The 17,505-nt window shown below is 40.9% G+C and carries 16 protein-coding genes and 1 tRNA gene; 6 read left to right on the top strand and 11 right to left on the bottom strand.

From position 1 onward, the window contains the following. Nucleotides 1–545: 545 nt before the first annotated feature. From FRX97_RS10235 to FRX97_RS10200, 8 genes are all read right to left on the bottom strand, one after another. Nucleotides 546–619, bottom strand: a tRNA-Arg gene (locus tag FRX97_RS10235). A 51-nt stretch (nt 620–670) separates the two neighbouring features. Beyond that, entirely contained in the window at nt 671–949 is a 279-nt protein-coding gene (locus FRX97_RS10230; RefSeq protein WP_147015117.1) for an ATP-dependent Clp protease adaptor ClpS, read from the bottom strand. A gap of 22 nt (nt 950–971) precedes the next feature. Then, entirely contained in the window at nt 972–5,444 is a 4,473-nt protein-coding gene (locus FRX97_RS10225; RefSeq protein ID WP_147015116.1) for a hypothetical protein, read from the bottom strand. Then, on the bottom strand, nt 5,413–6,243 hold the full coding sequence (gene prmA, locus FRX97_RS10220; protein ID WP_147015115.1) for a 50S ribosomal protein L11 methyltransferase: 831 nt from the start codon (nt 6,241–6,243) through the stop codon (nt 5,413–5,415). The genes FRX97_RS10225 and prmA overlap by 32 nt, the downstream gene beginning before the upstream one ends. Next, on the bottom strand, nt 6,244–6,990 hold the full coding sequence (gene tpiA / locus FRX97_RS10215; protein WP_147015114.1) for a triose-phosphate isomerase: 747 nt from the start codon (nt 6,988–6,990) through the stop codon (nt 6,244–6,246). Beyond that, nucleotides 6,987–8,141: an ABC transporter permease gene (locus tag FRX97_RS10210; RefSeq protein WP_223266614.1), complete on the bottom strand. Its 1,155-nt coding sequence runs from the start codon at nt 8,139–8,141 to the stop codon at nt 6,987–6,989. Before FRX97_RS10210 ends, tpiA begins: the two co-directional genes overlap by 4 nt. 7 nt (nt 8,142–8,148) lie before the next feature. Next, nucleotides 8,149–9,432: a DoxX family protein gene (locus FRX97_RS10205; RefSeq protein WP_147015113.1), complete on the bottom strand. Its 1,284-nt coding sequence runs from the start codon at nt 9,430–9,432 to the stop codon at nt 8,149–8,151. A 2-nt stretch (nt 9,433–9,434) separates the two neighbouring features. Next, nucleotides 9,435–9,983: a DUF1599 domain-containing protein gene (locus FRX97_RS10200; RefSeq protein ID WP_147015112.1), complete on the bottom strand. Its 549-nt coding sequence runs from the start codon at nt 9,981–9,983 to the stop codon at nt 9,435–9,437. Nucleotides 9,984–10,005: 22 nt separating this feature from the next. Between FRX97_RS10200 and folP the strand changes: the two genes are divergently transcribed. Next, complete coding sequence (gene folP, locus FRX97_RS10195) at nt 10,006–10,851, top strand: dihydropteroate synthase (protein ID WP_223266613.1); 846 nt, start codon at nt 10,006–10,008, stop codon at nt 10,849–10,851. A gap of 17 nt (nt 10,852–10,868) precedes the next feature. On the opposite strand, the gene FRX97_RS10190 is transcribed toward folP, so the two are convergent. The 3 genes from FRX97_RS10190 to ruvX are packed head-to-tail and all read right to left on the bottom strand — an operon-like array spanning nt 10,869 to nt 12,436. After that, nucleotides 10,869–11,411 carry a tetratricopeptide repeat protein gene (locus tag FRX97_RS10190; protein ID WP_147015111.1) on the bottom strand — a complete coding sequence of 181 codons (543 nt, stop codon included), beginning with the start codon at nt 11,409–11,411 and terminating at the stop codon, nt 10,869–10,871. Continuing rightward, nucleotides 11,408–12,004: a peptide deformylase gene (gene def / locus FRX97_RS10185; RefSeq protein ID WP_147015110.1), complete on the bottom strand. Its 597-nt coding sequence runs from the start codon at nt 12,002–12,004 to the stop codon at nt 11,408–11,410. The genes FRX97_RS10190 and def overlap by 4 nt, the downstream gene beginning before the upstream one ends. An 18-nt stretch (nt 12,005–12,022) precedes the next feature. Further along, nucleotides 12,023–12,436, bottom strand: a complete 414-nt coding sequence (ruvX, locus tag FRX97_RS10180; RefSeq protein WP_147015109.1) for a Holliday junction resolvase RuvX — start codon at nt 12,434–12,436, stop codon at nt 12,023–12,025. A gap of 55 nt (nt 12,437–12,491) precedes the next feature. Here ruvX and FRX97_RS10175 point away from each other — a divergent pair, with 55 nt between their 5' ends. The 5 genes from FRX97_RS10175 (at nt 12,492) to FRX97_RS10155 (ending at nt 17,393) form a co-directional block, all read left to right on the top strand. Next, the gene (locus tag FRX97_RS10175; RefSeq protein ID WP_223266612.1) at nt 12,492–13,298 is read left to right on the top strand and encodes a 2,3,4,5-tetrahydropyridine-2,6-dicarboxylate N-succinyltransferase; all 807 of its coding nucleotides are present in this window, start codon (nt 12,492–12,494) and stop codon (nt 13,296–13,298) included. After that, nucleotides 13,298–14,278 carry a glycosyltransferase family 9 protein gene (locus FRX97_RS10170; RefSeq protein WP_147015107.1) on the top strand — a complete coding sequence of 327 codons (981 nt, stop codon included), beginning with the start codon at nt 13,298–13,300 and terminating at the stop codon, nt 14,276–14,278. The genes FRX97_RS10175 and FRX97_RS10170 overlap by 1 nt, the downstream gene beginning before the upstream one ends. Before the next feature lie 62 nt (nt 14,279–14,340). Next, nucleotides 14,341–15,330, top strand: a complete 990-nt coding sequence (locus tag FRX97_RS10165) for an SRPBCC family protein (RefSeq protein WP_147015106.1) — start codon at nt 14,341–14,343, stop codon at nt 15,328–15,330. A gap of 76 nt (nt 15,331–15,406) precedes the next feature. Beyond that, the gene (locus tag FRX97_RS10160) at nt 15,407–15,970 is read left to right on the top strand and encodes an L-threonylcarbamoyladenylate synthase (protein ID WP_147015105.1); all 564 of its coding nucleotides are present in this window, start codon (nt 15,407–15,409) and stop codon (nt 15,968–15,970) included. Beyond that, a complete protein-coding gene (locus FRX97_RS10155; RefSeq protein ID WP_147015104.1) occupies nt 15,882–17,393 on the top strand; it encodes a CCA tRNA nucleotidyltransferase in 1,512 nt (503 codons plus the stop codon). The genes FRX97_RS10160 and FRX97_RS10155 overlap by 89 nt, the downstream gene beginning before the upstream one ends. Nucleotides 17,394–17,505: the final 112 nt, after the last annotated feature.

Here is a 17,505-nt window from a genome sequence, read left to right as displayed (position 1 = left end):
AGTATATTAAATTATTCAACTAAAATTGGATTCTACGACCAAGTAATTGTTAAATAACATGTAACTGCCAAAGTGAAGCAATGTAGAAATGAAGCGCTGCCCAAGTGCTTACCTACGGTGTCACCAATGCAATTTGGCTAATTAAAATAGAAGAATAGCCCGTCACATCTGAGGTTGGATTGCAAATCCAATGGGGCGTCCGTTGGAGTTTGGCTGGAGTAGTTCTGGCATGCAGATCGGATTGATTTGCATAGCAAATCATCCTTAATGGGAGGCGTACTCGATAAAAGCCGCAAAAGGGATTTTGCTGCTGTTTTTGTTTTTCAGAATTCCCCTTACAAAAGCAAGCTTAAACCTTCGGCTCCAGAGGAAAATGGGGATTGATTTGCATAGCAAATCATCCTTAATGGGAGGCGTACTCGATAAAAGCCGCAAAAGGGATTTTGCTGCTGTTTTTGTTTTTCAGAATTTCCCTTACAAAAGCAAGCTTTTGATGGTAAATTCTGAAAAACAAAAAGCCACAACTTTCGTTGTGGCTTTTATCGTGACTCTGCAGGGATTCGAACCCCGAACCTCCTGATCCGTAGTCAGGTGCACTATCCAGTTATGCTACAGAGCCTTTTCGGGGTGCAAAGATAGACTTTTTCTTTAATCCTCCTACACTTTGCTCTTAATTTACTTCGGCGCTCAAATCGCGATTTAATAGGCTGGTACACATCTGTACCATCTCCTCCAATTCTCCTTCTTTCACCACACATTTACCTCGGTAATGCACTATATACGCACATTGTTCAGCCTGTATGGGATCATGCTTACACACATCCACCAAACAGTCTATTACATGATCAAAAGTGTTGACATCATCATTAAATAAGATCAATTGGTGCTCTTTTTGTTCTTCGAGCAACACATCTACTTCGCTGTATTCTTGCTCCTTTACTCCCGCCATTGCCGATTGATTATTACTTTTTCTATTCAAATCTTTCTAAAAACGCCGATTTACTGGTTCTGGTTGCCATCTCAAATAAATACTCTGGCTCACCCTTTTTAACACTCAGCTCCTTGTCTTTATCCTTTAACTCATTCAAACGCCCCATATACTCCTCGTTCGGAGAATAGGTTTGCATGCGTGGCTTTTCATCGAATTTGTACCTGTAGTAGTACCACTGCTGCGGATCTAACTCATAATAAAGATTGAGCTCATTCCCTCTTTTGCTCTTCATTACTTGCATCTTCCCACGCATCTTTGCAAAAACAGGAACATCATCTATACTCGCTATACCAATTGGAGAATTGGTTACCCAAGAAACTTGTGCCGTATCCCAAACAAAATTTAAGTCGGCCAAAACATAACTCTTCTGCATGCTTTCTGGAATTTTATCCAGCATACCCTTTTCATTTAAGGATTTCTCAAGTTGCTCTGCATCCTTTCCTCCTACCCATGCCTTAGCTGCTTCAACATAATTGCTGGTAGCAATGTTCATAGGCTGTAAAAATGGAAACTCCTTAATTTGGTTGTTGATAATGCCCAACATTTTCTTATCGAAGAAAAAGTCAACCGTTACCAAGCCTTTTAGTTCTGTTTTCCCACTAGAATAGGTGTATTTGGTTTCACCCAATCCAGCTAGCTTAACTTGCCCCAATGGTATTCCAAAATCGAATTCTCCTTGCGAAGAAATGTTACAAGTCTTCGTATTTAAGGCAATTACATTCCCCTCTTTACCTCCTTCGTTTCTCGATTTAGATCCTATCATATAAGAACTAGAGGCGTCATCGTACCATAAGTAACCCGCGCCTTTGGTTATTTCGGCATCAGTAGGATTTATTTTTCTGGAAATAAAGGTGGGGTAAATCTGGTTTTGATCGTTATTTAAAACAATCCCTGCTGCCAGTTTTTCACCAGCATCATTTTTCATTTCACCCGTTATCGGGATCAATGCGTTCTTAGGATCTACCTGTCCTTTAAAAACTAGCCAGTTTCTGGTAATACGATCACAATTGGTTTGCAGCCTGGTAGAACCACTAAAGTTCAATCCTTTTTGCAGTGCCATGAGCATTACATTCCCCTTGTAGTCGAAATAGCTGTTTAGCTTAAAATCTTGCTCTTCGGGTATAGTCCCCACAGCAAAGGTATGTCCACCTGTATCTATGCTGATATCCTCAAATTCGATTACTTGTTTTTTACCAAACTCATCTTCGTAATCGTATTTTCCTCTACCTAGATATTTCTTCCTTGAAACTACATCAACCGAAGCTTCGAAAATGGTGTGGAATTGATTGATATAATCTGCCGTAATGGTTGCATTTTGCAAGGTTTCCATTTCGGCATTTGCCAGGATATTTACCTTACCGCCATCTGGCTCTATAAAGGCATCCGCCACGGTAATCTTTTCTACCTTTTCTGCACGGATTACATTTTCCTTTATATCATAAACCGCCAATGGTGCTACAAATTGTAAGCTGTCTTTATCTGGATGTATGGATACCAACTTAGATGCCAACGAAGTTGAGTCTTCTGCCGCGCTTTGTCGGGTTGATGACATTTCAATTTTTTCATCCTCTATTAACCACTTGTAATTATCCATAAAGGCCACATACTGGTTCTTTGGGAAAGTAACCTTTGATTCATTGATATCATTGGCCGTGAAATTCCCCACTTTATAGGTAAAGTCTATATGGGCCTGCACATTTTGTGTTTCTATAGCCAACACCTTCTCATCTATAGATTTCAACTCAAAATCTGCGGTATCCGCAAAGGCATTTGCGTTGTTATAGGTAAAACGATCAGAGATCACCTTTCCTTTAAACATAGACAGCGACCCCGAACCCTCTAATCCAGCTGGTCTCAAGGTTAAGTCTCCTACTTGCTGCGCCTGATTGGCGAACATGTTCAATGGCGTTTTTATCGTCTTAGCCACTAACTTGCTCTCTTTATCTCCAGCGAAAAGGGTAAAACCGAAATCTTGTCCATTAAAATCTGGAACATCTGGCGATGCTTTTTGCTTAACGTTCTCTATTTTTTGAGCCAAGGCATAGGTTGAATCTGGAAGGAAATTAAAGCGTTTACTATAAGACTTGGAGGTTACGTATTCAACCATTCCATCCCCTTGCAATCCTTCGTCGCTAAGCGTAATGTTGTTATCGAACTTTGCCACGTTTCCATACATGGGCAGCCCACCCTCAGGAGCTTTGTACTTAAATCCTAAAGAATAATCCTCCATTACAATAAGGGAGTCGTTTATATCTGGGAATATTCCAGCCGAAACCAGGGTTCCCGGCATTCTAAAGGCCGATTTAGAGAAGTTATCCAGTGAATCTAGGGTGATTGGATTTATCTTAAAGTAGAATTCATCTTTTTTATATGCACCACCCTGTACCGACGGTTTTTCGTAATAGGTAAATGCATCTTCGGTAGTCTCTAAAACAGGATACTGCGCCTTATCTGCATTTAACCCAGACTTGTTTAGCGGGTTATCTATGAATAAAGTACCTGTAATGTTGTAGATAGGTGTACGGATAGGCGTAAAGCGCATTCTACCATCCTGACTGTATGTTTGAAGATACATGAGGGCAGAATCGGCTTTGGGAATTTCCACCTGAAATTTTTCGTAATTAAATTGGAAGGAATCTCCATATAAATCGAAGTTCCCCGCTTTTAAAACCCCGTCAAATTCAAGGTCTCTATTCTTCTTAACACGCAGGTACTCCGACCTCTTATCTAGGTAGATGGATACGGACTGCGTATCGGATAAAGCCACCTTTTTAACCCCAAAAAGATCTAAGTTGTAGTTGTTTAAATCTAACTTCCCATTTGGAATATCGGTAGATCCAGTATAGGAATCCATCAAAAGCACATCGTAATCTACCTTTCCCCCATTGGCTAGGATAAAGTCGAACATTTTATCCTTCAGCGTAATCATTTCTGTATCGATATCGTAATACAGGAAACCCTTATTTGCCAGGCTAATTATCAGCACCTTAGCATCCACAATTGGGTATCGAACATAGGCCGCAAAATCATCGAGCCTAAAAGTTAGCTTATGCATTTTATTGCTATACCCCCGCAACTGTATTAATGGCGATGGCTGACCAGGCATTTGCAAAGCCTGAAAACGCTTGGGATCGAAAAAGTTAGAAGATTCGAAAGTAGCTCGGGTAGCTGCAGAAGATTTCAACTGACCAAACTCCACATAGTCGTTACCTCTATTCCATGCAATACGATCTACATAGATATCAAGTTGGTGATAGGAGGAGAAAAATGGAGAGTAGGAAATACCTTCATCTCCCCTTAAAATCTCCAGCAATTCTTTCTCTCTATCGTACTTAAAAATAGCTCCAGAATGATAAATGGAATCGCTACCCAAAATCACTTTTACTTCTGCTAATGAGCTACTAAGACGATCTGGAGAAATGTAAAACCCAATGGAATTAGCTTCAACAAATACCTTTCCGTTTTGCTTAAATCTAAGTTGACAGCGATTTAATGGGTCTCCCAAGCCGCTAAAATTGGCTCCTTTCAGTGCAAATCCTCCACGGTAGTCAACATCTGGGAGGATGTCCTTTATTTCCACCGATTTCTCGTTACTCACAAAAGCTGGATATTTGGCATCAGAAGGATCTTTGATGGCCACCACCTTATCAGTAAATTTTCCGGTTAAGCTCTGGGGAAAATACTCGCTTACCAGGGTAGCATTGTCGGCATCGTAAAAAGAAGACCTCAATTTAATTTCAAAACCTTTAAGGTCGGCGTAGTTGGTGCTAGGATCTAACCCTACGCGTTCCCAAGTAACTTTGGCCTTTTCTCCGTAGAACACACCCTGTGTTGGTGACAAAATCCCCTCCACTTCTTCCAACTGCATAGAGTCGGCCTTTTGCGTACAAACCAGTCGATTGTTGCTAAACTTAATACCGTGCAAGGTATCGGCAAATAATTCATAATCTGCATTTCCTACCGACCATTTTACTGCGTTAGATTGGTAGATTACCCTTTGTTCGGTTAATAAAAAGGTGGTTTCTAGGTAGTCGGATAATTTGTTTTTAGATCTTCCATCAGCCAATTCTAGAACGGAATTGGTAAAGGCTTCGAAATTACCTCCACCTCCAGCACCATTCTTTAGGCGCATAGTTGATATTAAAAGATGCGTAAAATGTGGGGTGATTGGAAAACGCTTTTTCACCATTTTTTCCGAAGCATCGTATATGAACTCCTCGACACTCGCGCTTAAACCAGGAGCCTCCCAAAAAGGTAAAAACTCCTCCTCTATTACCTCTTTATAATAATCTGGGTTTGCATCTTTTATTGCCGATTCCACGGCTGCCCAATACTCCTTTTTGGAGCGCGGAACTTCTCTTAAATATTGCGCCTCAATTCCTTGTATACCTAAAAAGGTAAAAAGTAATAAGGCAATAATGTTACTTCTGTAACTGTAAAAGGCACCAGTCATTCTTAAGGGTTTTATTAATGCGCGTTAAACCGAGTTCATTTGCTTTGGTCACCAATATTTCCACATCCGAATTGTAGAAACCAGAGAGAAACAGATCTCCTCCCTGCTTAAGGGCTGCAGCATATTTATCCATATCCTGAAGCAAAATGTTACGGTTTATATTCGCGAGTATTAATTCGTATTTCTCTTGCGGTATCCCATTGGCATCGCCGTGTAAAAAAGCAGTTTTACTACAGTTATTTAACGCAGCATTATCCATTGCATTTTGTACCGCCATTTCTTCAATTTCTATACCAAGCGTTTTTTTGGCACCTAGCTTTTCGCACAGGATGGCTAAAATTCCTGTACCAGACCCCATGTCTAACACCGATTTATCCGTCACTGGGTAATCGAGCAACATGTTACACATTAGATAGGTAGTTTCGTGGTGACCCGTTCCAAAAGACATTTGAGGGGCGATAAGTAAATCCATCTTCACCCTTGTGTTCTCTGGGTGAAAAGGAGCGCGTATCAATAGCCTATCCTCAATTTGTATGGGCTGGAAGTTAGACTCCCAAACTTCGTTCCAGTTTTGATGCTCGTGTTGTTCTACTGTTATTTCAACTTTCGAACTAGCAAGCCAAGCGTGGGATTTAACCTCTTCCACCAAATCATTTTTGTAATCATCGGTGGGAATAAAAGCCTTAAGACCTTCAGAGGTTTCTTCAAAAGAATCGAATCCTAATTCCGCCAAAATCGGATAAAGAAGCTCCTTTTGCTCTAGCGGAGAAATGCTAATGTTCCAGCTGGTATATTCCATTTAAAAGGAATTTGCTATTTGAAGAAAATCGTTTGCTTTTAGGGATGCTCCCCCAATTAATCCACCGTTTACATCCTTACCACCAAAAATTTCTTTGGCATTTCCGGGTTTGCAGGATCCACCATATAGAATTGGTGTTTGTGTATTAAAGCCATTCTCTGAAAGAATCTTTCTAATAAAAGCATGCATTTCTTGAGCCTGCTCTGCACTGGCAGTTTTTCCAGTACCAATTGCCCAAACTGGCTCATAGGCCCAGAGCACCTTAGCACTTTCCGCTTCTGAGAGGCCCTCAAGAGCAGCGAGAATTTGTTTTTCTATTACCTGAAAATGCGTTTCATTCTCTCGTTCGTGTAATAATTCACCTATGCAAATAATCGGCTGAATACCGTCTTTGAGGAGACTCTTAACCTTTAGGTTTACATCGGTATCGGTCTCCTTAAAAAGCGTTCGTCTCTCAGAGTGACCTACGATGCAGTAATTAATTCCGAGGGAGGAAAGCATACTGGTAGAAATCTCACCGGTGTATGCACCGTTATCACTGTGATATACATTTTGTGCAGCAAGGGAGATGTTCTCTAAATCGCGCAAGGCACTAGAAAATTCTGACAGGTAAATTGCTGGTGGAGCAATAATCAACTGGACATCATCGGGTTTTGAAGATCTAGAAATAATAATCTCATCAAGAAGCTTGGCTGCCTCGTGATAGTTCATGTTCATTTTCCAATTCCCTGCTACAATCTTTCTCATGATTTATTTAATCTAATTCTTGGATCTAGGTAGGCATAACTGATGTCTACCAGAATATTAATAATTACAAAAACGGCTGCAAAAAATAATACTGCACCCATTACTACCGGTTGGTCTTCGTTTTGGAGCGCTTCGAATAACTCCAGCCCCAAACCTCTCCAACCAAATATAAACTCTACAAAAACTGCACCAGCCAGCATGCCTGCAAACCACCCCGAGGCGGCCGTAATAACAGGATTTAAAGCTGGAGCTAATGCATGATGAATAAAAATCTTGGTATCCGAAAGCCCCTTCGCTTTTGCGGTGCGAATATAATCGCTACTCAGCACATCGAGGAGCGAATTCCTTGTGAGTTGGACAATTACCGACAAAGGTCTAATTCCCAAGGTCAAGGTTGGCAAAATCAAACTCTTTAGATTTAACACCCTGCCTTTAAATGGATCTATTTCGTACAAGGACCCGGTCATATCTAAACCAGTCCCGCCCATTTCAATGCCCGGAAGCCAAAACGAGGCTGCTAGTATGCCAAGGAAAACAACATTTACCCACTTTCCCCTGGGTGCTCTTTTTAATTTGGGATATATAAAAACATATAGCACCAAAAGCAGAATGGGAACAATAGGTAAGCTAAAAGATTCTGACCATTTAAAACCGAATAACCAGGATATTAGCATTCCCACAAAAAATGAAGGTCCGGCCATTCCCAAGGCCGATATGGCAATGATAAACTTATCCCACCCCTCTCCTTTTTTAAAGGCGGCAAATGCCCCCAAAAGCACACCCAAAATCATGGCCAATCCAATTGAAAAAAGGGCGAGAATAAAAGAATTTGGAATCGTTTCGGCTAAAATATCCCATACCGGGCGCCCGCTTCTATAACTCAATCCTAAATCTGGAGCCTTTATTTCCAACCCTTCGGAAAATCCTATGGGTGATAAGCGCTCTAGGTAGTTTAAATACTGTTCGCTAAGGGATTTATCCAAGCCATATTTAGCGCGAATACTAGTCAAGGTAGCCTCATCGGTAAATTGCCCACCCAACATGCGCGCAGGATCTACTGGATTAACTGCGAAAAGCAAAAATACCAAGCTTAACACCCCAAAAAGGAGCGAGCTGCCATAAAGAAACTTTTTTAGGACAAATCCCAGCAAGAGCGCATTATTTTAATTCCGCAAGGGCTTCTGTCAAGGTCGGTAAATCCGTAGCAGGCCATTTACCCTGTATCACGCCATTTTTCATGAGCATAAGCCCAGGATTAGAACGAATAATGGTTTTTAAAACAATGGCATCGGCTTGGTAAAACTCCAAATAGCTTTTGTTACGAAACTTATACTCCGAAATTTCATCGATTGGAGAAGCTGATAGTGCATATACCTTAACCCCCTTAGTCTTTGCTTCTGCCACCAATGCGTTTAGGTCTTCCGATGCGCTTTCATCGGCTTTATTGATATCGTAAAATATCACGAAAAAGCTAGGATTTGATTCCGAGAGTAACTTTTGAGTAACGTCCTCCCCATCCACACTCATAATTCCAAAATCGTGAATAGGTGGCTCGTAACCATCCTTAACCTTATACGGTTGCCCAACAGCTTCTACAAAATCCCATGATTCCCACATTTTGTTTTGCATGTACACATCAGACCTTACCGTTTGCTCTTCGCTTCCACCCTTTTTCTTCAGTTTGTAATCGGTAGCATATTCCGGGGCTTCTAGGCCAAGCTCTTCTGCACTTTTCATTCCCTCAGGAATACTTTTACCCACCGCATAGGGTCTAAAATCCTTTATTGGCAAATAATAAAGTGTATGGGCAGCAAAGGCTATGGTAACAATTTTCACCCATGCAATTGCTGGAATGTCCGACTGCAGTTTAAGTCCGTATTTAGCCGCTACATACCCCGCAAACAGAATAATGGTAAATATCCACGGGAAGCTCCATCCTAACATTCCCAGACTAAACAGAACGATAAGCACTAGTGAAATTGGGAGGATAATTTTATCCTGAACAACTGAATTTTCCTCTACTTTATTTCTTGCGATGAAAATTATGAGAATGAAAACCAATAGAACTACATCCTTGTAGAAAGACTCCCACGGTGTTAACTTAATGGCATCTCCAAAGCAACCGCAATCAGTTACCTTGTTAAAGTAGGCTGAGTAAAAGGTTAGGAAGGTGAAAAACACAATCATACCCAACAAAAGCCAGGCACTTAATTTCATCCTATATCCAAACAGCACTAATGCACCTAGAACTATTTCTACTAAACAAATTAGGAAGGCTAATGGCAGTGCAAGAGGAATTAAAAACTCTAGGTTTAACACCCCTGGCTCGAAATACTCTACCAGTTTGTAGGAAAACCCAAGGGTATCGTTCGCTTTAATTAATCCCGACACAATAAACAGGGATCCAACAAGAATTCTAGCAATTAAGACAAGTGGTCTCATAATTAATTTTCTTCGTTTAGGTGGATTAGTGAGAATAAGCTGTAATTGATAATATCTAAATAGTTGGCATCAATACCCTCCGAAACTAGGGTTTTACCTTTATTGTCTTCTATTTGTTTAACACGTAATAACTTTTGGAGAATTAAATCGGTAAGGGAACTTACGCGCATATCCCTCCACGCCTCGCCATAATCGTGGTTTTTTTGAATCATTAGATCCTCGGCTTTTTTCAACTGCCCTTTGTACAAATCAGAAACGGTATCAAAATCCATTTCAAGTGGGGCATCCTCACCGAGTTCCATCTGTATTAATGCCAAAACCGAATAGTTTACCAAGCCGATAAACTCGTCTTGCTCGCCTTCTGCAATTTTTTGCGTACTCGCTTCTTGTATGGTTCTAATTCGCTGCGCTTTAATAAACAACTGATCGGTAAGAGAACTGGGCCTTAAAATGCGCCATGCTGTTCCGTAATCTTTCATTTTTTTGTGGAAAAGATCACTGCACAAACCTGCGGCGCTTCTATATTGATTTAGAGTCTTGTCGCTTTTCATAAATTCACCCAAAAATAGCATTTTGAGTCAGCCATCAAACCCAAGTTTCAGCCTAAATATCAAGGGACAAATTCACAATTTCTCTGAACCTGTAGTAATGGGTATTTTAAATATCAATGCAGACTCCTTTTACTCGGGCTCTAGAGTAAACGAAAGCGAATTACTTTCTCGTGTGGAAACTATGTTGCTAGAAGGAATGGATATGCTGGATTTGGGCGCTCAAAGTAGTCGACCTGGAGCCTCAGAAATGCCGGAGGAAACTGAAACGAAAATTCTAACTGCTGCGGTATCGGCGCTGAGAAATAGATTTCCCGAATTAATTATTTCAGTAGACAGTTACCGAAAGCTTCCGCAAAAAGCTTGTTTAGATTTGGGTTCGGACCTTATCAATAACATAGGTATTGATGGAAGTGATGAACTTCTTGCTCCCCTGGCTGTAGAATATTTCGCTCCATATATTGCCATGCATATGCGTGGAACACCCCAAAACATGATCACCAAATCGGAATACAAAAACGTACTACAGGAAACGATTTATGAATTATCTGCGAAGGTGAATTTCTTAAAAAAGCAAGGGGTTATAGACTTAATAATAGATCCGGGATTTGGATTTTCTAAAACGCCAAGCCAAAGCTTAGAACTACTAAAAAACCTTGTCTGGTTTAAAGAGTTTGAGCTCCCAATTCTGGCGGGAATTTCGAGAAAGAGCATGTTCTATAAAACACTGGAAATCAACCCCGAAGAGGCCTTAAACGCCACCACGTTCGGAAATACAATTGCCCTACAAAACGGGGCCAGTATCCTCAGAGTTCACGACATAAAAGAGGCGGTGGAACTTAAAAAGTTGCACACCGCCATGTATCATTAATCTTAGAAAAGAATTCCTTATTCTGGTTGTTGAGATTTTTCCTCCAACATCTGTAAAATCTCTTCAGGAGTCATGTACAGCTGGGTAATAAGTGCTTCTGCATCATCTGCCAAATCGTGCTTTGGAAACTCGTCTAAAAGACGCTGATAATTTTCGCGAGCCTTTTCTTTATTCTTCAAATCCTCGTCGTAAATAAACCCTTTAAGAAATATTATTTCTGCTGACTTCTCGCCTTTGGGATACCTTTCAAGATAAGCATCGAACAACTTAATAGCCTTTTCGAACTCACCAGCCGTTCTTCCAGCTTTCCCCCCTTCGAACAACCACTTTTCTAGTTTAACCGTGTTGGGATTTTTCTCTAGCAGAAGCTCAGCAAACTTCACCTGACTTTTAGACTGGCTAATAATTTGGGCCGGAGGTAAATCTTGTTCCAACTTGGCATGTCCAGCCTTTAAGCTATCCACAATTTGCTCCTCAGAATAAGCATCCGAAGCCTTAGGCTCAACACTTGTGCAAGAAACCGCTAATACAAGAACACATAAAAATCCAACTATTCTCATCTTCCTTTCTTTTTTGTGAAAAACTTCATTTTATAGTGAACATCGATTTTACCTTTTGCGATATCGTCTAATTTCCCCCTAAGCATGTTTCTTTTTAGAGGGTGGATGCGATCTGTAAATAATATTCCCTCTACATGGTCGTATTCGTGTTGAATAACACGCGCAGCAAATCCAGAATAGGTTTCTTCCTTAAGCTCCCAGTTTTCGTCGTAGTATGAGATTACCACTTCCGGTTTTCTTTTTACCTCTTCTCTAATGTCCGGGATAGATAAACAACCTTCAGCAAAAGGCCATTCTTTTCCAGATTCCTCCTCAATTATGGGGTTAATAAAAACCTTTTTAAAGTTCTTAAGCAATTCAATCTCGGCAGGGTCATCACCCTCCTCGGGGTCTTCGGCAAAGGGACTTGCATCTACAATAAACAAACGAATACCCAATCCAATTTGCGGAGCAGCCAATCCCACACCATTTGCGGCGTACATGGTTTCGAACATATTGGCTATTAACTCCTTAAGGTTGGGGTAATCTTGATCTATTTCTTCTGCCTCTTTTTTTAATACGGGATGCCCGTAGGCGACAATTGGTAGTATCATATTAATATAGACTCCTATTTAATATCTATGGTTTAAATAATCTTGAAGAATAATGGTAGCGCTTTGTGCGTCTAGCATTCCCTTTTCTCTTCTTTTGCTCTTCTTCACTCCAGCCTGTATAAGACTTTCCATTGCCATTTTCGAGCTAAAACGCTCGTCTACAAAAGCAATATTAATATCTGGAAAACGTTCTTTTACTTTTTTAGCAAAAGCTTCAATTTCCGTCCAAATATCCGAATGCTCCCCACTGGCTCTAAAGGGTTCTCCAAAAACAATGGTTTCGCATTTATGCTTTTGGATATAGCCTTTTAAAAAGTCCATTAACTCTTCTGCAGGCACCATTCCCAAACGGCTTGCAACAATTTGCAAATCGTCTGTTTCGGCCAAACCACAACGCTTGGCTCCATAATCTATGGCTAGAATTCTCGACACAACTTGCAAAAGTATCCATTATGCCTGTAATATTGTGCCCCAAAAGACGAAAGAAATGCAAAACATCATTGAGGCGGCGTGGGAAGATCGTAGCTTATTGGAGAAAAAAGAGACTCAAGAGGCAATTGAGCAAGTAATTTCGGATTTAGATAACGGTAAAATTCGCGTAGCAGAACCTACCGATAATGGATGGAAAGTAAACGAATGGGTTAAAAAGGCTGTAGTTCTTTATTTCCCAATCAAGAAAATGGAGACCATTGAAGTAGGTTGTTTCGAATTTCACGATAAAATTCCTCTAAAGCGAGGATACCAAGAAAAAGGTGTTCGCGTTGTGCCTCATGCCATTGCAAGACACGGATCCTACGTTGCAAAGGGTGTAGTAATGATGCCATCATACGTAAACATTGGAGCCTATGTAGATGGAGGAACCATGGTGGATACCTGGGCTACGGTAGGATCTTGTGCTCAGATTGGCAAAAATGTGCATTTATCAGGTGGCGTTGGTATTGGAGGAGTTTTAGAACCCCTACAAGCTGCCCCCGTAATTATCGAAGATGGCGCCTTTATCGGTTCTCGCTGTATAGTAGTAGAGGGAGTTAAAGTTGGAAAAGAGGCCGTTTTAGGCGCAAATGTTGTGCTAACTAAAAGCACTAAAATAATCGATGTTTCTGGCGATAAAGAAGTAATTTATCGTGGAGAGGTACCACCACGATCTGTGGTTATTCCTGGGTCTATTAGCAAGTCGTTTCCCGCTGGTACCTACAACGTCCCATGTGCCCTTATCATTGGAAAAAGAAAAGAGTCTACCGATTTAAAGACCTCTTTAAACAATGCCTTAAGAGATTTTGACGTTGCCGTATAATGGATAAAATTCTAATTGTTCAAACGGCCTTTATTGGGGATGCCATCCTAGCCAGTTCACTGGTGCAAACGGTTTTAAGAAACCGAAAGGATGTGGAACTTCACCTGCTGGTACGCAAGGGAAATGAAGGACTATTTAAAAATCACCCCAACATTAAGAAAGTTTGGATATGGGATAAGGCGAAAAAGTACAAGTCGCTTTTTGGCCTTATCCCAACAATTAGAAAAGCAAAATTCGATTGGATATTTTGTGTGCAGCGCTTCGGAACCATGGGTCTTTTAACCACCCTTTCTGGTGCCAAAAAGAAGGTTGGATTTCGGAAAAATCCCTGGGCTTTGTTCTTCGATTTTAAAATAGACCATCAAATAGGCGACGGCACGCACGAAATTTCCAGAAATGCAATGCTTTTAACTCCCTGGCTTGGGACCCAACCTACCGCCGAACCGCCGCATTTGGTCATTGGTGAAAAGGAGCTCAATAAAGTACGGACCTATGCAGATGAAAAGGAATTTATCTGCCTATTTCCAGCCTCCGTATGGTTCACAAAGCAGCTTCCTTTTGAAAAATGGCTGGAATTAATTGCAAAGCACCCCGATCAAAAAATATACATTATGGGTGCGCCTGGGGATAAATTATTAGGCGACAATTTAATTTCCCAGACCCAACACAAGAACATTGAAAACCTTTGTGGCAAATTAAACTTGCTCGAATCGGCTGCCTTAATGACCAAAGCGCGCATGAATTATGTAAATGATTCTGCTCCACTCCACTTGGCCAGCGCTACACAAAGTAAAGTGACTGCCTTTTTTTGCTCTACCATTCCACAGTTTGGGTTTGGTCCAACACAACCCGACGCCAAGATTATAGAGACGAAAACTGAATTAAAATGCAGACCCTGCGGATTGCACGGTAAAAAATCTTGCCCCGAGGGACATTTTAAGTGTGGTAGAGAAATAGAGGTTCCTACGCTTAAATCATAAAAAATTTAAAATAAATTGGTGGTTATCGTATATTCGACCCAACAATTCAACAACCCTATTCGATGAAAGTTTTAAAGTTTTTAGGTTTCACCGTGCTAACGATAGTAGCACTATACCTAATTATAGCAGCTGTTAGCTCTAAAGATGTAGTTGTAGAGCGCAGTACAGAAATGCCTTACTCACCCGAGACTGTATTTAACGCCGTTAACGACTTTAATCAGTACCAGGAGTGGAACGCATGGTTTAAACTAGACCCCAACGTAGAGTATGCCGTATCTGGAGATGGAAAATCTATTGGCGACACCTGGTCTTGGAAAAGTGATAACCCAAATGTTGGTGAAGGTCAAATGACGCACAAAGAAGCGGTTCCTGGAAAGAGCATTATCAACGAAATGACTTTCAAGGGAATGGACGGAACATCTAGCGACGTTTGGATCTTTGAGGAAACAGAAAATGGTGGAACAGCCATTACTTGGAAAGCAGAAATGGAAGCACCTTTTTTAATGCGTCCGTTCTTTAGCACTGTTATGGAATCTGGAATTGGGCCATTATTTGAGCAAAGCTTAACCAATTTAGAAGCACATATTGAAGCAACAAAATGGAAAGGTTTTGAAGAAGGAACAGAAGGACCTTTTGAATACATTTCAATTGCTGGACATATTCCTGTAGAGCAAATGGCGGAATTTTTTCCAAAAAACATTGCAGCTTTATTTGCTCATCTTGAAAAAAACAACATCGAACCAGCTGGTGCTCCAATGGGTATTTTCTACAGCTGGGGTGACAGTACCAAGCTAGAGGTTGCTATCCCAGTAGCGGATGAAGTTAAAACCACCAAAACCATAAAAAAAGGAAGCATTGCAGAAGGAAAAGCTGTTACCTATATGCATGTAGGATCTCATGAATCTAGTGAGGCAACACACTACAAAATGGATGAATACATCCAGAAAAAAGGACATGAATTTGCTGGACCGGTGGTAGAAATCTACTTCGACAACCCAGAAGAAGTTGCTGAAGAAGAACTGCGTACAAAAATCATTTACTTCATTAAGTAAACGATTTATATTTTTGCATATTTAAGGCAGAGCAGATAGGCTCTGCCTTTTGCATTTTAAAAATTCCCTCTTACCTATGAACATGGATTTAAAAGAAGCTGCCAAGGTTGTAAAAGACGGTGGGGTAATCTTATATCCCACAGAAACCATTTGCGGTTTGGGTTGCGATGCCAGAAACCAAAAAGCTATTGACCGCATTTTTGAAATTAAAAACAGACCAAAAAGTAAAAGTGTTTTGAGCTTATTTAGCTCAGAACAGATGTTACTTAGACACTTCAAAGACATTCCCGATGTGGCTTGGGAACTCATGGAATTAGCCACCACCCCCACCACAGTTATTTTAGACAATCCTGTTGGACTAGCCCCAGGTGCAGTTAGTGAAGAAGGTACTGCTGCTGTTAGATGGGTAAAAAGCGGCCTCGTACACGAATTAATTGAAATGGTAAATGTACCTTTGACCTCCTCTTCGGTAAATATATCGGGAGAACCACCGGCCCTCACGGTTAAAAAGGTGCCGGCCTATATTAAAGAGCAGGTAGATTACGTGCTGTATGAGCGTGAAGGAGAAATTGGAACAGGAATACCATCCTCAATTATTAGAATTAGAGCAAGTGGGGAATTACAAATCATTAGAAAGTAGATTTTCCGAACTAGAAAAAATATTGAACTCGGAACCCTTTGTCGGAATACGAAAAGCGGTTAAGAAATTAGATCAACCCGCCTATATTGTTGGTGGATATGTAAGAGATTTTCTACTTCAGCGTCCTTGTAAGGACATAGATTTTGTTATTGAAGGGAGCGGCTTAGATTTTGCAAAGGAGAGTGCAAGGTCGCTTCATCTTCCCGTTAAATCCGTAAATACTTTTGCCAATTTTGGTACGGCTGCTTTTCGCTACCGAGACTACGAATTAGAATTTGTAGGTGCTAGAAAAGAGTCATACCGAGAAGACAGCAGAAACCCTTCGGTTGAAGCTGCAACTATTGCTGAAGACCAACTGAGGAGAGACTTTACCATCAATGCCCTGGCCATTGATTTACGAGAAAATGAGCTGGGAAAAATTGTAGACCCCTTCGATGGAATCTCCGATTTGCAAAAGGGAATTATAAAAACGCCAACCGATCCAAACATTACATTCTCGGACGATCCATTGCGAATGCTGCGCGCCATTCGATTTGCATCGCAGTTAAATTTTAACCTTACTGCCGAAGTATTCGATGCCATAAAACACAATGTGGAACGCATTCGAATTATCTCTCAAGAACGCATTACCACTGAACTAAATAAAATTCTGGGTAGCCCAAAACCCTCGGTGGGGTTTAAATTGCTTTTCAAAACGGGCTTACTTCAGGAAATTTTCCCCGAAATGGCCGCCTTGCACGGCGTAGAATCTATTAATGGAAAAAAGCACAAAGACAACTTTTACCACACCTTAGAGGTAATAGACAATATCTGTGTGGAAACCGATAACCTTTGGTTAAGATGGTCGGCCCTACTCCATGATATTGCCAAACCAAAAACTAAAAGATTTCACCCAAAACAAGGATGGACCTTTCACGGTCATGAGGATTTAGGTGCCAAAATGGTGCCCAAGATTTTTAAAAGAATGCGCCTGCCCCTGGATCGTAAAATGAAATACGTTCAAAAGCTTGTCGCACTGCACTTAAGGCCTATTGCCCTAACAAAAGAGGAAGCCACAGACTCGGCCATTAGACGACTTTTGTTCGATGCTGGTGAGGATTTAGAAGATCTTCTTACCCTATGCAGGGCGGATATTACCTCTAAAAATGAAGGCAGAGTTAAGCGATATCTAGAAAATTACACCAAGGTAGAACGCAAACTAAAAACGGTTGAAGAAAAAGACCGTATAAGAAATATGCAGCCTCCAATCTCCGGGGAGGAAATAATGGAACATTTTAAAATTGGACCATCGAGGGAAGTAGGAATTATTAAAAACGCCATCAAAGACGCTATCCTAGACGGAGAAATAACCAACGAAAGAGAAGAAGCCTGGCAATTTATGATCGCCAAAGGTAAAGAGCTAGGATTGGAAAGTGGGAAATAAGAATTGGCTGGTGGCAGTTAAAAATTGCCTCACTATTGACCATTAACCATTGACTACTGACCATTGACTACTGACCACTAACCACTAACCACTAACCACCGACCATTATACC

Source organism: Luteibaculum oceani, assembly GCF_007995015.1.
GTDB lineage: Bacteria > Bacteroidota > Bacteroidia > Flavobacteriales_D > Luteibaculaceae > Luteibaculum > Luteibaculum oceani.
Note: the sequence above shows the minus strand (reverse complement) of the source record. Positions and strands in the feature narration are given on the sequence as shown.

Bases quoted from the DNA above. Each gene is read 5' to 3' on its own strand.
- FRX97_RS10230 (WP_147015117.1), bottom strand. From the start codon at position 949: ATGGCGGGAGTAAAGGAGCAAGAATACAGCGAAGTAGATGTGTTGCTC.
- FRX97_RS10225 (WP_147015116.1), bottom strand. From the start codon at position 5,444: ATGACTGGTGCCTTTTACAGTTACAGAAGTAACATTATTGCCTTATTA.
- prmA (WP_147015115.1), bottom strand. From the start codon at position 6,243: ATGGAATATACCAGCTGGAACATTAGCATTTCTCCGCTAGAGCAAAAG.
- tpiA (WP_147015114.1), bottom strand. From the start codon at position 6,990: ATGAGAAAGATTGTAGCAGGGAATTGGAAAATGAACATGAACTATCAC.
- FRX97_RS10205 (WP_147015113.1), bottom strand. From the start codon at position 9,432: ATGAGACCACTTGTCTTAATTGCTAGAATTCTTGTTGGATCCCTGTTT.
- FRX97_RS10200 (WP_147015112.1), bottom strand. From the start codon at position 9,983: ATGAAAAGCGACAAGACTCTAAATCAATATAGAAGCGCCGCAGGTTTG.
- FRX97_RS10190 (WP_147015111.1), bottom strand. From the start codon at position 11,411: ATGAGAATAGTTGGATTTTTATGTGTTCTTGTATTAGCGGTTTCTTGC.
- def (WP_147015110.1), bottom strand. From the start codon at position 12,004: ATGATACTACCAATTGTCGCCTACGGGCATCCCGTATTAAAAAAAGAG.
- FRX97_RS10175 (WP_223266612.1), top strand. From the start codon at position 12,492: ATGCAAAACATCATTGAGGCGGCGTGGGAAGATCGTAGCTTATTGGAG.
- FRX97_RS10170 (WP_147015107.1), top strand. From the start codon at position 13,298: ATGGATAAAATTCTAATTGTTCAAACGGCCTTTATTGGGGATGCCATC.
- FRX97_RS10165 (WP_147015106.1), top strand. From the start codon at position 14,341: ATGAAAGTTTTAAAGTTTTTAGGTTTCACCGTGCTAACGATAGTAGCA.
- FRX97_RS10160 (WP_147015105.1), top strand. From the start codon at position 15,407: ATGAACATGGATTTAAAAGAAGCTGCCAAGGTTGTAAAAGACGGTGGG.
- FRX97_RS10155 (WP_147015104.1), top strand. From the start codon at position 15,882: ATGAGCGTGAAGGAGAAATTGGAACAGGAATACCATCCTCAATTATTA.